The organism is Curtobacterium sp. HSID17257, assembly GCF_003989515.1.
Lineage (GTDB): Bacteria > Actinomycetota > Actinomycetes > Actinomycetales > Microbacteriaceae > Curtobacterium.
Window position 1 is genome coordinate 1 of sequence record NZ_RBLU01000010.1, and the last position, 14,841, is coordinate 14,841.

Annotated in this window: 11 protein-coding genes; 7 read left to right on the forward strand and 4 right to left on the reverse strand. The window is 71.0% G+C overall.

Translation table 11 applies throughout. The features are described 5' to 3' along the window. The first annotated feature begins 209 nt into the window (after positions 1-209). From D8M35_RS03390 to D8M35_RS03410, 5 genes are all read left to right on the forward strand, one after another. Positions 210-1,142, forward strand: coding sequence for a proteasome assembly chaperone family protein (locus D8M35_RS03390; protein ID WP_126890568.1), 933 nt, complete (start codon positions 210-212; stop codon positions 1,140-1,142). A gap of 151 nt (positions 1,143-1,293) precedes the next feature. Beyond that, a complete protein-coding gene (locus D8M35_RS03395; protein ID WP_126890569.1) occupies positions 1,294-2,619 on the forward strand; it encodes a nitrate/nitrite transporter in 1,326 nt (441 codons plus the stop codon). A gap of 192 nt (positions 2,620-2,811) precedes the next feature. After that, a complete protein-coding gene (locus D8M35_RS03400; protein WP_126890570.1) occupies positions 2,812-4,104 on the forward strand; it encodes an RNA polymerase sigma factor in 1,293 nt (430 codons plus the stop codon). A 4-nt stretch (positions 4,105-4,108) separates the two neighbouring features. Beyond that, a complete protein-coding gene (locus tag D8M35_RS03405; protein ID WP_126890571.1) occupies positions 4,109-5,368 on the forward strand; it encodes a MurT ligase domain-containing protein in 1,260 nt (419 codons plus the stop codon). After that, positions 5,365-6,138, forward strand: coding sequence for a type 1 glutamine amidotransferase (locus tag D8M35_RS03410; RefSeq protein WP_126890572.1), 774 nt, complete (start codon positions 5,365-5,367; stop codon positions 6,136-6,138). The genes D8M35_RS03405 and D8M35_RS03410 overlap by 4 nt, the downstream gene beginning before the upstream one ends. A gap of 92 nt (positions 6,139-6,230) precedes the next feature. On the opposite strand, the gene D8M35_RS03415 is transcribed toward D8M35_RS03410, so the two are convergent. Both D8M35_RS03415 and D8M35_RS03420 read right to left on the reverse strand, forming a co-directional pair. Then, on the reverse strand, positions 6,231-6,455 hold the full coding sequence (locus D8M35_RS03415) for a hypothetical protein (protein WP_058728615.1): 225 nt from the start codon (positions 6,453-6,455) through the stop codon (positions 6,231-6,233). Further along, positions 6,391-7,656, reverse strand: a complete 1,266-nt coding sequence (locus tag D8M35_RS03420; protein WP_161972586.1) for an acyltransferase — start codon at positions 7,654-7,656, stop codon at positions 6,391-6,393. Before D8M35_RS03420 ends, D8M35_RS03415 begins: the two co-directional genes overlap by 65 nt. Positions 7,657-7,749: 93 nt before the next feature. Between D8M35_RS03420 and D8M35_RS03425 the strand changes: the two genes are divergently transcribed. Then, positions 7,750-9,867, forward strand: a complete 2,118-nt coding sequence (locus D8M35_RS03425; protein WP_126890574.1) for a type IIA DNA topoisomerase subunit B — start codon at positions 7,750-7,752, stop codon at positions 9,865-9,867. A gap of 143 nt (positions 9,868-10,010) precedes the next feature. On the opposite strand, the gene D8M35_RS03430 is transcribed toward D8M35_RS03425, so the two are convergent. After that, the gene (locus D8M35_RS03430) at positions 10,011-12,497 is read right to left on the reverse strand and encodes a DNA topoisomerase (ATP-hydrolyzing) subunit A (protein WP_126890575.1); all 2,487 of its coding nucleotides are present in this window, start codon (positions 12,495-12,497) and stop codon (positions 10,011-10,013) included. A gap of 25 nt (positions 12,498-12,522) precedes the next feature. On the opposite strand from D8M35_RS03430, the gene D8M35_RS03435 reads away from it, so the two are divergent. Beyond that, the gene (locus D8M35_RS03435) at positions 12,523-13,689 is read left to right on the forward strand and encodes an alkaline phosphatase family protein (RefSeq protein WP_202976518.1); all 1,167 of its coding nucleotides are present in this window, start codon (positions 12,523-12,525) and stop codon (positions 13,687-13,689) included. Positions 13,690-13,797: 108 nt separating this feature from the next. Here D8M35_RS03435 and sepH read toward each other — a convergent pair whose 3' ends face one another. After that, complete coding sequence (sepH, locus tag D8M35_RS03440) at positions 13,798-14,802, reverse strand: septation protein SepH (RefSeq protein WP_161972587.1); 1,005 nt, start codon at positions 14,800-14,802, stop codon at positions 13,798-13,800. Positions 14,803-14,841 lie beyond the last annotated feature (39 nt).

Below are 14,841 nucleotides of genomic sequence, written 5' to 3' on the forward strand. Positions count from 1 at the left end.
TGAGCGCGCCGGCGGCGCTCGTCGCGATCGCGGGGGCGCCGCCGTCGGTGCCCGCGCGGACACCGAGCACGAGGACGTCGGCATCGACGTCGGAGGGGGTCGAGGTGGTGGTGGAGAGCGTCGGTCGGACCATGCGCCAAGCCTAGCCAGCACGTGTTCGCCGAGAGCGTCGGGTCGCCGCGCAGGGTCGGTCGGGGGTGCCGCCTAGCATGGGGACGGTGAACCACCCCGAGGACCTGTACTCCGCTCCCGACGGCGCGCCGACCGTCCCGGCCGGGCTGCACCTGGTCGCGGGCCTGACCGGCTTCGTCGACGCCGGGTCCGCCGTCGCACAGGTCGCGACCTCGATCATCGACGGCCTCGAGCACGAGCTCGTCGCGGAGTTCGACCCCGACGTCCTGCTCGACTGGCGCGCACGTCGGCCGGTCATCACGTTCGAGCACGACCACATCACCGCCGTCGAGCCCCCGCGTCTGGCCCTGCACCTCGTGCGCGACGAGCTCGGGCAGCCGTTCCTCTTCCTCACCGGGTACGAGCCGGACTTCCAGTGGAACCGCTTCGTCGACGCGGTCACGGGCCTCGCCGAGCGGCTGCAGGTGGCGGACACCACCTGGCTGCAGTCCATCCCGATGCCGGTCCCGCACACGCGCCCGATCAGCCTGACGGTGTCCGGTACCCGTGCCGACCTCGTCGAGCAGATGAGTGTCTGGAAGCCGGAGACCCAGGCCCCCGCGAACGTCCTGCACCTGGTCGAGCACCGGCTGACGCAGCTGGGCGAGCAGGTCACCGGGCTCGTCCTGCTCGTCCCGCACTACCTCGGCGACACCGAGTTCCCCGACGCCGCGGTCACCGCGCTGTCCAGCATCTCGGCGGCCACGGGGCTGATCTTCCCGACGGACGCCCTGCGGGAGTCGGACCGCGAGTTCCGGACCCGGGTCGACGAGCAGGTCGCGGGGAACCCCGAGCTCCAGCGTCTGGTCGGCGTGCTCGAGGAACGGCACGACACGTACATGGAGGGCAACCCGGTCGCGTCGCCCCTGACGAACGTCGACGGCGAGGTCCCGACCGCCGACGCGATCGCGGCCGAGCTGGAGCGCTTCCTGGCCGACCGCCGTCCCGACGGCGACGCGCCGACCGACTGACGGCGACCGCAGGCCGGCGGCGGCGTTCGGAACGACTGACGGGGAGCACCCGCACCGCGTCCGGCCCGGAGGCTCCTCCACAGCCCGCACCGCGCCTCCCGTCCTCCACAGCCCGCGTCGGGCGCGGGGCGCGCGTCGGTAGCCTGGTCGGGTGAACTCCCGCCGTGCCTTCCTCGTCTGGGGCGTCGCGGTGCTCGCCTACGTCCTCGCCGTCGTGCAGCGCTCGTCGCTCGGCGTCTCCGGGGTCGACGCGCAGGACCGCTTCGCGGTCTCGGCGGCGGTCCTCTCCACCCTCGCCGTCGTGCAGATCGCCGTCTACGCCGGTCTGCAGATCCCGGTGGGCATCGCACTCGACCGGGTGGGTCCGCGGAAGCTCGTCCTGCTCGGCGCCGCGCTGCTCGTGGTCGGGCAGGCGGTCGTCGCCTTCTCGCCCACCATCGGTCCGGCCATCGCGGGTCGGGTGCTCGTCGGCGCCGGTGACGCGATGACGTTCATCTCGGTGATCCGTCTCGTCCCGATGTGGTTCAGCGGTCGGATCCTGCCCCAGATCTCGCAGTGGACGGGCAACCTCGGCCAGGTCGGGCAGGTCCTGTCGGCCTTCCCGTTCGCCGTGCTCCTGCACACCGCAGGGTGGACCCCGGCGTTCGGGGTCGCCGCGGCCGCGAGCCTTGTCGGCCTCGTGCTGGCGGTCGTCTTCGTCCGCAACGGCCCGGTGGCGGTGCGCACCGACACGATCCCGCTGCCCCTGCCGCACTCGTGGCGCGGCGCCCTCCACACGTTCGGGCATGCGCTGCGCCGCCCGGGCACGCAGCTCGGCTTCTGGTCCCACTACGTCACGCAGTCGTCGGGCACGGTGTTCTCGCTGCTCTGGGGCGTCCCGATGCTGCGCGGTCTCGGCTACAGCCCGTCCGCGGCCGCGGGCTTCCTCACCGTCATCGTCGTCACGGGCTTCGTCGCGGGGCCGGTGCTCGGCGTGCTCTGTGCCCGGTTCCCGCTCCGTCGGTCGAACCTCGTGCTCGGCATCGTCCTCGCGCTCGGCGGGGTGTGGACGGCCGTCCTCCTCTGGCCGGGGCACCCACCGACGTGGCTGCTCGTCCTGCTCGTGCTCGCGATGGGCGTGGGCGGCCCCGGCTCGCTGATCGGTTTCGACTTCGCCCGCAGCTTCAACCCGGTCGGGTCGCTGGGCTCCGCCAACGGGGTCGTGAACGTCGGCGGGTTCCTGGCCGCCTTCGTGATGATGTTCCTCATCGGGACGCTGCTCGACGTCGTGTCGGGAGCGACGGGGCGGACGGTCTTCGCCTGGGAGAACTTCCGCGTCGCGCTCACCGTGCAGTACGTGGTCGTCGGGTTCGGCGTCGTCATGCTGCTGCTCGCGCGCAGGCGCACCCGGCGGGAGATGCACGCACAGGACGGAATACGGGTGGGACCGCTCTGGGTTGCACTCGTTGCGCGCCTGCGGAAGAAGGCCGTGCAATAATGGAGGACGGACCCGTTCGGGCCTCTCGTCTCCACGTCGCCTCGTCGCGCCGCGGGAACCGGGGGACTTGACATGGGTCCTCATGCTGCCCGGAACGGTAGGACCTGACGACGCGGGAGACCGCGGCCCAGGCCCTGGGCGGCGAGGGAGGCCACGACCCCACGAACGTGGCACGACGAGAGAGGTGATCGCATGGCTGCCCGGAGCACGACGATCGATCCCACGAAGGACACCGAGCCCGAGGCCGTCGCGGCGGACGACGCCGACGCGGCCGAGGGGAAGGCTGCGCCGAAGAAGCGCGCCACCAAGACCACCGCCGCGAAGAAGCCCGCAGCGAAGGCCGCACCGAAGAAGACCAGCACGCGCGCCAAGAAGCAGGCCGACGACGACGACGAGGACGACGAGGTCGTCGAGCCCGCCGACGACGCCGTCGACACGACCGACGACGCCGAGGACACCGAGACCGAGGAGAAGGGCGCCAAGCCGGACGCCGCAGCAGCGGTCGCCGCGGGCGCGCTCGTCATCTCGCAGTCGGACGACGACGAGGCCCCGGTCTACTCGACGACGATCACCGGTGCCACCGCCGACCCCGTCAAGGACTACCTGAAGCAGATCGGCAAGGTCGCGCTCCTCAACGCCGAGCAGGAGGTCGAGCTCGCGATGCGGATCGAGGCCGGCCTGTTCGCCGAGGACAAGCTGCAGCACTCGACCGGGCTGTCGAAGCCCGAGGAGCGCGAGCTCCGCTGGGTCGCCCGCGACGGCCAGCGCGCGAAGTCGCACCTGCTCGGGGCGAACCTGCGCCTGGTCGTCTCGCTCGCGAAGCGCTACACCGGCCGAGGCATGCAGTTCCTGGACCTCATCCAGGAGGGCAACCTCGGTCTGATCCGTGCGGTCGAGAAGTTCGACTACACGAAGGGCTTCAAGTTCTCGACGTACGCCACCTGGTGGATCCGTCAGGCGATCACCCGCGCCATGGCCGACCAGGCCCGCACGATCCGCATCCCCGTCCACATGGTCGAGGTCATCAACAAGCTGGCCCGTGTGCAGCGCCAGATGCTGCAGGACCTCGGTCGCGAGCCCACGCCGGAAGAGCTCGCCCGCGAGCTCGACATGACCCCGGAGAAGGTCGTCGAGGTCCAGAAGTACGGCCGCGAGCCGATCTCGCTCCACACCCCGCTGGGCGAGGACGGCGACTCGGAGTTCGGCGACCTGATCGAGGACACCGAGGCGGTCGTGCCGGCCGACGCGGTGGGCTTCACGATGCTGCAGAAGCAGCTCGAGAGCCTGCTCGACTCCCTGTCCGAGCGTGAGGCGGGTGTCATCCGCATGCGCTTCGGCCTCGGTGACGGTCAGCCGAAGACCCTCGACCAGATCGGTGACACGTTCGGCGTGACGCGCGAGCGCATCCGTCAGATCGAGTCGAAGACGATGGCGAAGCTCCGCCACCCGTCCCGGTCGCAGTCGCTCCGCGACTACCTCGAGTAGGCCGATGCGCTTCCTCATCCCGATCCTGGTCGGGCGGATCCTCCGTGCCCTCGCTCGTGCGCGGGGCGGCGGGTCCGCCTACCCGGGTTACATCGTCCTGAAGCTCGTGCCGGACTTCCTGCAGCACGTGACGAAGCAGTTCCCCAACGGCGTCGTCTTCGTGCTCGGCTCGAACGGCAAGTCCACGACGACGCACATGATCTCGGACATCGTCCGCGCGCACGGCCTCCGCGTCTTCACGAACCCGTCGGGCGCGAACCTGCCGCAGGGCATCGCCTCGGCGCTGCTGTCGGAGGTGTCGCTGACCGGCCGGCTCAAGGCGGACATCGGCATCCTCGAGGTGGACGAGGCCTTCGCGGTCGAGCTCGCCGGCATCCTGTCTCCGTCGACGGTGACGATGCTCAACGTGCAGGTCGACCAGCTCTACCGCTTCTTCGAGACCGAGCGCGTCGCGACGATGATGCTCGACACCGCGGCGCTGTCGACGGCGAACGTCATCACGAACCGCGATGACCAGTTCCTCGACGCGTACGCGGCCCGCTCGGGTCAGCGCGTGCTCCGCTTCGGTGCGAGCGCCGAGGTCGTCGCCGCAGCCCCGAACGGGCTGCAGAACGCGGACGACTTCGACCGGACCGCCGGCGAGCCGAACCCGGCGGAGTCCGAGGTCGTCGTGAACACGGGCGACGGTGCGACGATCCGCTTCGACGGCACCGAGATCCCCGTCCGCCTGCCGGCGCGTGGTCTGCACTACGCGGTGGACGCCGCTGCGGCGACGGCGACCGCGAGTGCCGCGCTCGGCGCACAGTTCCGCGCGGACGCCGTGACGAAGGCCTTCGGCACGATGAAGCCGGCGTACGGCCGCGGTGAGCGCCTGCCCATCGCCGGCGAGTCCGCCGAGTTCACGATGTTCAAGAACGCAGCCAGCCTGCAGCTCAACCTCGACGCCCTGCCGGACCGCCCGGAGCAGGTCCTCGTGGCGATCGACGAGGGCACGCCGGACATCTCGTGGATCTACGACATCGACTTCTCGAAGCTCGACCACGTGGACGTCGTGTCCGGTGACAAGGCGTGGCAGATCGCGATCGCACTCGAGCACGCCGGTGTCCGCATCGGCCGGGTCGAGCCCGACGTCGAGGCCGCGATCCGGTACATGGAGCAGCTCGGCCCGACGACGTCGGGCACGAAGAACTTCATCGTCAACTACGAGATCATGATGATCGCCCGCAAGGCCCTGGGCCACGGGGACATGGAGAAGACCGCATGACGGCCGAACGGCTGACCATCCTGCACGTCTACCCGCGTCAGATGGGCGTCTCGGGGGACCGCGGCAACGTCGTGGCCCTCACGCGTCGCGCCGAGGCCGCCGGCATCGCGACCGAGGTGGTCGAGTACGCGCCGGGCGACGACCTGCCGACCGCGGCCGACGTCGTCGTCGTGGGCAACGGTCCGCTCAGCGCGATGCGCTCGCTCGGGGCCGACGTCGGGCGGATCGGGGCGCCGCTCCGCGACCTCGCCGCCTCGGGTGTGCCCGTCGTGGCGGTCGGCGGGGGCTTCGACCTCGCCACCAACGAGGTCGTCCCCACCGAGGGCTCGCCCGTGGCGGGCTTCGGTGTGTTCGACGCGCGCGCCGTCCGTGGTGCCGACCGCCGGGTGAACTACTTCGTGCTCGACACGCGCTACCCCCTCCTGCCCGGAGCGTCGACGCGTCTCGCCGGGTTCGAGGACCACGCGACGCGCATCGAGCTCGGCGCGGGCGTGGAGCCCTTCGCGGACGTCGTCTCCGGTGGCGGCAACCAGGCCGGGTCCGCTGTCGAGGGAGCGGTCTCGGGTTCGTCCTTCGGGACGCACACGCAGGGGCCGATCCTGCCGCTCAACCCGCAGCTGACGGACGCGGTGCTCGCCGCCGCGACCGCGCGACTCGGTCGCGAGTACGCGCCGGACCCGGAGCGGACGGCGACCATCGACCGGTACGCACGCGAGGCGCGCGCCACCGTCGACCGCTACGTCGACAAGGCGTTCAAGCGGATCGCCTGACGCGACCCCCGACCACTGACGCGACCACACGAACGAACGGGAGGCGCGGTGCCAGCTGGCACCGCGCCTCCCGTTCCTCCGTCTGGTGGCGACTACTTCGACTCGTGGAGTCGGCTGCTCTCGTCGTGCCACTCGAGCGCGGTGGCAGCGAGCTTGTCCTTGAACTCGGCGCCGTGGTGGGCGCAGAAGTAGAGCTCACCGCTGGCCATGGTGGCGCGGATGTACGCCTGCGCTCCGCAGCTGTCGCAGCGGTCAGCGGCGGTGAGCTGGTGGCTGCTGGCTTCGTCGATGGAGAGGTCGTGCACGGTCTGGGTCATTGCTGTGCTCCTCACGGATCGCAGGTGGTGCGGGTGGACACCCATTTGAACACGTGGTGGCTGGGAGACGTGCATCGCGGACGGCCTGTTTCGCTGAGCGCGGATCCGTCATCGCCGCAGCGCGGTGGTCCTTGTCCCCGGAGCGTCGATGACGACGCTGTTTCGCCCAGTTCTGGGCCGGTCGCTCGATGAGGGCACCGGAGAGGCACCCGGCCGCGAGTGTCAGGAGGACCTGAACGGACAGGAGGACCGCGAGCGGCGTCGCGGGACCGAGCGCGAGGGTGGTGAGCTGCTGCAGCGGCCAAGCGTAGATGTAGACGCCGTACGAGGCGTCGACCCGGGATCCGACGGCGTGGAGCGGCGTCAAGGAGCTCAAGGGGAGGAGCAGGATGACGATCGGCAGCGGCGCAATGATCGCGCTGGTCTGCGTCATGATCGACGCCGCGACGATGACGAGCAAGACCAGGACGGTCGCCGTGGAGATGCGGATGCTGGCCCGCCAGTAGTAGGCGACAGCGCCAGCGGCGAAAGCGACTCCCACTTCGAGCGCTGGACCGAGGACGCCCGGGTAGTCGACGAAGCCGAAAGTGCTCGGGAGAGCCGCGAAGGTCAAGCAGACCGCCACCGCGATGGACAGGGTGCGACGCGCGGTCACCGGAGAGACGAGGATGCCGACGGCGACGCCGACGTAGAAGAACCCTTCCCAGAACAGTGTCCAGAGCGAGCCGTTCCAGACACCGGTGTAGTGCACGCCGACCAGCGTGGTGTCGATCCCCTCTCGGAGGAGACCGGGCGGGTACAGGAGCGCGTTGTGGAAGACGTACTGGACAGCGCTGACCGGGTCCCACTGCGAACCGCGCTCGAGTCGGGTGGAGAACGGAGCGAACACGAAAGCCGTGACGAGGAGGTTGACGATCAGCCCGGGGAAGATGCGGGCCGCGCGAGCCTCGGCAAAGTCGGTGAGAGAGTGCATGGTGTCGCCGCTCCTGCTGATGAGGTAGCCCGACACCGTGAAGAACCCGAGCACTCCCCAGCGACCGAGCGTCATGCCGCCGAGTTCCAGTTCTTGCTCGACGCCCGCGATCGCCGTCGAGTGCGAGACGAGGACCGCCGCGGCGAAGACGAGCCGGAACACGTTCAACGAGTTGGCGTGTGGATCGAAGGTGGACGCAAGGGTGCGCCGAGCAACAGGAGCTGGCATACGACACATGCTAACATTGCACATTCTGTGCACGATGCGAACGGTACAGGTTCGCGACCGTCCGGAACGTGCCCCGCCCGGTACGATCGGGAGGTGAGCTCCGACTACTCTGCACGACACCTCTCCGTCCTCGAGGGACTCGAGGCCGTTCGGAAGCGTCCCGGCATGTACATCGGGTCGACGGACTCCCGTGGGCTCATGCACTGCCTGTGGGAGATCATCGACAACTCCGTCGACGAAGCGCTCGCGGGGCACGGCGACGAGATCGGCGTCGTGCTGCACGACGACGGCTCGGTCGAGGTCCGCGACACCGCCCGGGGCATCCCCGTCGACGTCGAGCCGAAGACCGGGCTGACCGGGGTCGAGGTCGTGTTCACGAAGCTGCACGCCGGCGGCAAGTTCGGCTCCGGGTCGTACGCGGCCTCGGGCGGGCTGCACGGCGTCGGTGCCTCGGTCGTGAACGCGCTGTCCGAGCGCCTCGACGTCGAGGTCGACCGGGGCGGCAAGACCTACGCGATGTCCTTCCACCGGGGTGAGCCGGGGACCTTCGCGGGTGACGGCCCCGACGCCCCGTTCACGCCGTTCACCTCGGGGAGCGAGCTGCGCGTCGTCGGCAAGGTGAAGAAGGGCGTCACCGGGTCCCGCGTCCGGTACTGGGCGGACCGGCAGATCTTCACGTCCGACGCGAAGTTCAGCACGACCGACCTCGTCAGCCGGGCGCGCCAGACCGCGTTCCTGGTGCCCGGGCTCGGCATCACCATCACCGACGAGCGTCCGACCTCGATCGAGGCAGCCGCACAGCGCGCCGAGGCGACCGGTACGCCCGTCACGCCCGGCCCGGTCATCGAGCGCTTCCGTTACGAGGGCGGCATCAGCGAGTTCGTGGAGCACCTCGCCGTCGACTCCGCGGTCACCGACGTCTGGCGCATCCAGGGCACCGGCACCTTCACCGAGACCGTGCCGATGCTCGACGACAAGGGGCACATGGTGTCCACCTCCGTCGAGCGCACGTGCGAGGTCGACATCGCGATGCGGTGGGGCAGCGGGTACGAGACGGTCGAGCGGAGCTTCGTCAACATCATCGCGACGCCGAAGGGCGGCACGCACCTGACCGGCTTCGAGTCGGGCGTCGTCAAGGCCGTGCGGACCCAGGTGGAGGCGAACGCCCGCAAGCTCAAGGTCGGCCAGGACAAGCTCGAGAAGGACGACGTCCTCGCCGGCATGACCGCCGTGCTGACCGTCCGACTACCCGAACCGCAGTTCGAGGGGCAGACGAAGGAGGTCCTCGGCACCCCCGCGGTCCGGAAGATCGTCGACCAGGTCGTCTCGAAGCACCTGACCGAGATCCTCACCTCGACGCAGCGCACCGAGAAGGCCCAGGCAGCGACCCTGCTCGAGAAGGTCGTCGCCGAGATGAAGACCCGCATCTCGGCCCGGGCGCACAAGGAGACGCAGCGCCGCAAGAACGCGCTCGAGAACTCGTCACTGCCGACGAAGCTCGCCGACTGCCGCAAGCAGGACGCCGAGGGCACCGAGCTCTTCATCGTCGAGGGCGACTCCGCGCTCGGCACGGCCAAGCTCGCCCGCAACAGTGAGTACCAGGCGCTGCTGCCGATCCGCGGCAAGATCCTCAACGTGCAGAAGGCCTCGGTGTCGGACATGCTGTCCAACGCCGAGTGCGCCTCGATCATCCAGGTCATCGGCGCCGGCTCGGGCCGCTCGTTCGAGATCGACCAGGCCCGCTACGGCAAGATCATCATCATGTCGGACGCCGACGTCGACGGCGCGCACATCCGCACGCTCCTGCTGACGCTGTTCTTCCGGTACATGCGCCCGATGATCGAGCAGGGCCGGGTGTTCGCCGCCGTCCCGCCGCTGCACCGCGTCGTCGTGGTGAACCGCGGCAAGGCGAACGACACGCTGTACACCTACTCCGAGGCCGAGCTGCAGGCGGTGCTGAAGAAGCTCGCGAAGCAGGGCAAGAAGTACCAGGAGCCGATCCAGCGGTACAAGGGCCTGGGGGAGATGGACGCCGACCAGCTGGCCGAGACCACGATGGACCGGGCGCACCGCACCCTCCGTCGCGTGAACGTGACCGATGCCGAGAGCGCCGCGAAGGTGTTCGAGCTGCTGATGGGCAACGACGTCGCGCCGCGCAAGGAGTTCATCCTCGCCGGCGAGGGCCTCGACCGCGACCGCATCGACGCGTAGGCGGGCCCGACCCGACCCGGCCCGGCCCGGCCTGGGACTTGCGCTGAGCGACAGTTCTCGTGCCCTGCGGCGCGAGAACTGTCGCGGAGCCCGAGACTCACGCGGACCGAGGACCGAGGACCGAGGACCGAGGGCCGCGGGTCCTACGCCTCGCCCGCGGTGCCGTCCAGGGCCGCTGCGCTCCCGCCGATCGAGCCGATCACGGCCTCGAGCGGCGCGCCCGACCCGTCGCGCTTCGACAGCCAGTCGGGCAGGGTCCGCGCGGCACCGTCGGCGCCGACGGCGTGCGGCGGCGCGATGCCGGCCCACGCCACGGTGAGGCCGTCCTCGCCCTTCAGGAACGCGTGCGCGCGCACACCCTGCGTCGCCCGACCCTTCGCGGGGAACTCCGAGAACGCCGAGACCTTCGCGCGCCCGGGATCGGTCCCCGGCAACGCACCCGAGGCCGTGGACACCGTGGCCACCACGGCGTCGTCCGAACGTGCGACGGACCCGAACCAGATCACTGCCGCGCCCGCAGCCAGGGCGACACCGGCGACGCCGCCCGCGGGCAGCCCCTGCGGTCGGACGCCCGACGCCGGGAACCGCAGCAGTTGCGCGTTCGACGTGATGAACACGAGGTCGTCCGACTCCGGCGCCTGCGCGGCGCCGACGACCGTGTCCTTCGGCTTGAGCCCGATGGCGACGAACTCGTCCTTGTCCGGCCATGCACCCGTCGCGACGCGCTTCACGACACCCTGCGCGGTGCCGATCGCGAGCGAGTCCGTCGCACCCGCGGACAGGTCGACGAGCGCGACGACCGTCTCGGTCCTGGTGATCCCGAGGTAGTCGGACACCCGGACACCGGCGTCGAGCCGGACGGAGGCCGGCGGCACGGCGGGCACGTCGACGGGGGAGAACCGCAGGACCCGACCGGTCGAGGTCAGCGCGCCGACCTGCCCGCGGACGGTCGACACGACGGTGGAGCGGACCGCGTCGTGCTTCGACCGCTTCGGCACCCGCACGATCCCGAGGTCGGTGTCGGGGATGTCCACGCGCACCAGTCGACCGGTCGTGGAGAGCAGCACGCGGCACGGGGCGTCGGCGACCTGCAGCGACTCGGGGTCGACCGCGGCCTTGCGGCCACCGCGCACCGGGGCATCGGCCTCGGTGAGCAGGGTGCGACGCGGGGTGGCGAACCGGTCGGACACCTCGGTGAGCTCCTGCGCTACCTGGGCACGGAGTCGCGCGTCGGAGGCGAGCAGTTCCTCGAGCGCGGCGATGTCGGCGAGCAGCTGGTCACGCTCGCCCTCGAGCTCCAGGCGCGAGAACTTCGTCAGGCGCCGCAGTCGCAGCTCGAGGATGTACTCGGCCTGGACCTCGGACAGGTCGAAGACGTCCTGCAGTCGTGTGCGGGCGGCCTCGGAGTCGTCGGACGAGCGGATGACCTCGATGACCTCGTCGATGTCGAGGATCGCGACGAGCAGACCCTCGACGAGGTGCAGCCGTTCCTTCCGACGGGCGAGCCGGTACTGGGAACGTCGCGTGACCACGTCGAGCCGGTGCTGCACGTAGACGTCGAGCAGTTCGCGCAGGCCGAGCGTGCGCGGTGACCCGTTCACGAGCGCGACGTTGTTGATGCCGAAGCCGTCCTCGAGCGGGGTGTGCTTGTACAGCTGCTCGAGCACTGCCGTCGGGTTGAAGCCCGACTTGATGCCGATGACGAGCCGCAGCCCGTGGTTCCGGTCGGTCAGGTCGTTGACGTCGGAGATGCCGGCGAGCTTCTTCGCCTGCACCCCGTCCTTGATCTTCTCGATCACGCGTTCGGGGCCGACCAGGTACGGCAGCTCCGTGACGACGAGGCCGACCTTGCGCGGCGTGAGGTTCTCGACGCTCACCTTCGCCCGGGTGCGGAACGACCCGCGCCCGGTCGCGTAGGCGTCGCGCACCCCGGAGAGCCCGACGATCGTCCCGCCGGACGGCAGGTCCGGGCCCGGCACGAACTCCATGAGCTCCTCGAGGGTCGCCGTCGGGTTCAGGAGCAGGTGCTTCGCGGCCTCGACCACCTCGCCCAGGTTGTGCGGCGCCATGTTCGTCGCCATGCCGACCGCGATGCCCGAGGCGCCGTTGACGAGCAGGTTCGGGAACGCCGCGGGCAGCACGCCGGGCTGCATGATCTGGTTGTCGTAGTTCGGGACGAAGTCGACGACGTCCTCGCCGAGGCCCTCGGTCATCGCCATGGACGGCTCGGCCAGGCGGGCCTCGGTGTACCGGGCGGCCGCGGGGCCGTCGTCGAGCGACCCGAAGTTGCCGTGGCCGTCGACCAGCGGCACGCGCATCGTGAACGGCTGCGCCATCCGCACCAGCGCGTCGTAGATCGCGCCGTCGCCGTGCGGGTGCAGCTTGCCCATGACCTCGCCCGTGACACGGGCGCTCTTCACGTGCCCCCGGTCCGGCCGCAGTCCCATCTCGGCCATCTGGTACAGGATGCGTCGCTGCACCGGCTTGAGGCCGTCGCGCGCGTCCGGCAGGGCCCGCGAGTAGATGACGGAGTACGCGTACTCGAGGAACGAACCCTGCATCTCCTCGGAGACGTCGACGTCCTCGATGCGCTCACCGTCGGGCAGGCCGACTGCTTCCGTGCGTGCCATGGGACCTTTCTGGGAGGATCGCGGGGTGCCCCCCAGCGTACCGAGCGCCCCAGACACCACCGCGAACCTCGCCGACGTGCTCCCGAGTTGCCTCGTCGCGCTCGGCGCCGCCGACGACACGTGGTTGCGCAGCACCGGCCGGGAGGCTCGGATCACCCTCCGTCCCGCCCGCTCGGTCGTCGTCGTGCTGGTCGACGGCCTCGGTTCGTCCGCCCTGTCGGCGCGCGCCGGACACGCCCGCTGGCTCACCGCCGCCACCGGCGGCGGCACGCTCAAGCGGCTGCGCAGCGGGTTCCCCACGACGACCGCCGCAGCCCTGACGACGCTGACGACCGGCCGGTCGCCCGGGACGCACGGCGTGGTCGGCTACAGCGGGTGGGAGCCCGAGGGTGAGCGGGTCGTCAACCTGCTCTCCGGGTGGGACTCCGAGGTCCCGGCGGGTTGGCTCCTCACCGACACGGTCTTCACCGAGGCCACCGCGCTCGGCATCGACCCCGTGGTGGTCGGCCCGGCCCGCTACGAGTCCTCGGGGATGACCGCGCACGTGCTCGGCGGTGCGCGGTACACCGCCGCCGACAGCATCCCGCAGCGGGTGGACGCCGCACTGGCCGCGACGGCGTCCGGTCGGTCGCTCGTCTACCTCTACGTGCCGGAGCTCGACTCGATCGGCCACAAGCACGGGTGGGAGTCCGACCGCTGGACCGCGGCGCTCGAGTCGCTCGACGGCGAGCTCGCACGCCTCGCGGCCCGCAGCACTCCCGACGTCGGCATCCTCGTGACGGCAGACCACGGCGTGCTGGACGTGCCCGCCGAGGCGAACATCGCGATCGACCCGGCGCTCCTCGTCGATGTCGTGGGCGTCGCCGGGGACCCCCGCTGCCGCCAGCTGGCCGTGCGTCCCGGGACCGACGTGCCGGCCCTGGTCGAGGCGTGGCGCACCCGCTACGGCAAGAAGGCGTACGTCGCCAGCCGTGACGAGGCCGTCGCCGCCGGGTGGTTCGGCGCCGTGGACGAGCGGGTGCTCCCGCGCATCGGCGACGTGGTCGTCGTGGCGCGGGGCTCGTGGGCGTTCAACGACGACCGCGAGGCCGATCCCCGGAAGGAACCGAAGCGGATGGTCGGCCAGCACGGCGCGATGACGGACGACGAGCTCTTCGTCCCGCTGCGCCTGGCGGGCGCCTTCGCCTCCTGAGCCCGTTCGACCCGACCCGGGCCGGAACGGCGGCAGCCCCGCGACGCGACGGGCGTTGCGGGGCTGCGCCGGGCCTCCAGTCCGTCACGGACCGAGCGTGGTGCCAGATCAGGCAGGGTCCTCCGGACGGGTGCCGAAGACGATCTCGTCCCAGCTCGGCATCGACCGGCGGTTGCGCTTCTTGCGTTCCGGACGGCCGTCGCCCTCGGGAGCCGAGGCCGGGCGGTCGTCGCGCTCGGGAGCGGACGCCGGCGAGTCCCAGCCCTGCAGGGGGACGTCGACCACGCTGATGGACGTCCCGCGGGGCTCGTCCTGGTGCTCGGTGAAGGACGCAGCCTCGCGCTCACCGCGTCGTCGGCGGAGAGCCTCGAGCAGGTCGGCGGTCTCGTTGCCGGGCGAGCGTTCCTCGACCGGCGCGGCGCCGATGCGGGGGAGCGGTGCGCGGAGCGGGCGCTCCTGGACCTCGGGCGTCGGGGCGTCCTCGGTCTGCTCGACGCGGAAGGCGCCGGAGTCGAAGCGGGTGCCGTCGGCGTCGTGGTGGTCGTTCTCCACGGCACGCAGGCGCGGGGCGATGCCCTCGTCGTCGGTGTGCGAGAGGCGGTGCGCATCGCCGTTGTCGGGCGTGAGGGTCGACGTCTTCGGGTCGAACAGCCACTGTGCATCGTGCTCGACCTCGGACGCGGTGTAGCGGACGCGGACCTGCCACCCCTGCTCGGCGTTCTTCCACGAGGCCCACGCGACGCCGGTCGCATCGCCGGACTCGAGCTTGGTCTCGATGGCCTCGCCGAAGGTGTCCGGTGCCTCGGCATCGGAGGGCGTGACCGGGACGCGACGCGCGGCGTCGAGGACGAAGGCGCGCTCGGCCAGCACGGGGCCCTCGAAGCGTCGGACGTACTCGACGTCGACGTCGAGCGCCGCCGCGACCTCGGCCGCGTCGGCGCCGCCGCGGATGCGGGCCTGGACGTCCTTCGGGGACACGCGCTTCTGCGGGCCGGCGTCGGGGTTCGCCTGGCGGACCTGGCTCGTCAGCGACGCGGTGACCGGCAACCGGAACTCGGTGCCGCCGTCGGTCGCGAGCAGGAGCGCCCCGGACTCGACTCCGATGACTCTCACGTCTTGCATGGTTGCGCCTCCCGAGCGTTGCGTACGGTC

Bases quoted from the DNA above. Each gene is read 5' to 3' on its own strand.
- D8M35_RS03420 (WP_161972586.1), bottom strand. From the start codon at position 7,656: ATGCCAGCTCCTGTTGCTCGGCGCACCCTTGCGTCCACCTTCGATCCA.
- D8M35_RS03400 (WP_126890570.1), top strand. From the start codon at position 2,812: ATGGCTGCCCGGAGCACGACGATCGATCCCACGAAGGACACCGAGCCC.
- D8M35_RS03390 (WP_126890568.1), top strand. From the start codon at position 210: ATGGGGACGGTGAACCACCCCGAGGACCTGTACTCCGCTCCCGACGGC.
- D8M35_RS03410 (WP_126890572.1), top strand. From the start codon at position 5,365: ATGACGGCCGAACGGCTGACCATCCTGCACGTCTACCCGCGTCAGATG.
- D8M35_RS03430 (WP_126890575.1), bottom strand. From the start codon at position 12,497: ATGGCACGCACGGAAGCAGTCGGCCTGCCCGACGGTGAGCGCATCGAG.
- D8M35_RS03405 (WP_126890571.1), top strand. From the start codon at position 4,109: ATGCGCTTCCTCATCCCGATCCTGGTCGGGCGGATCCTCCGTGCCCTC.
- D8M35_RS03415 (WP_058728615.1), bottom strand. From the start codon at position 6,455: ATGACCCAGACCGTGCACGACCTCTCCATCGACGAAGCCAGCAGCCAC.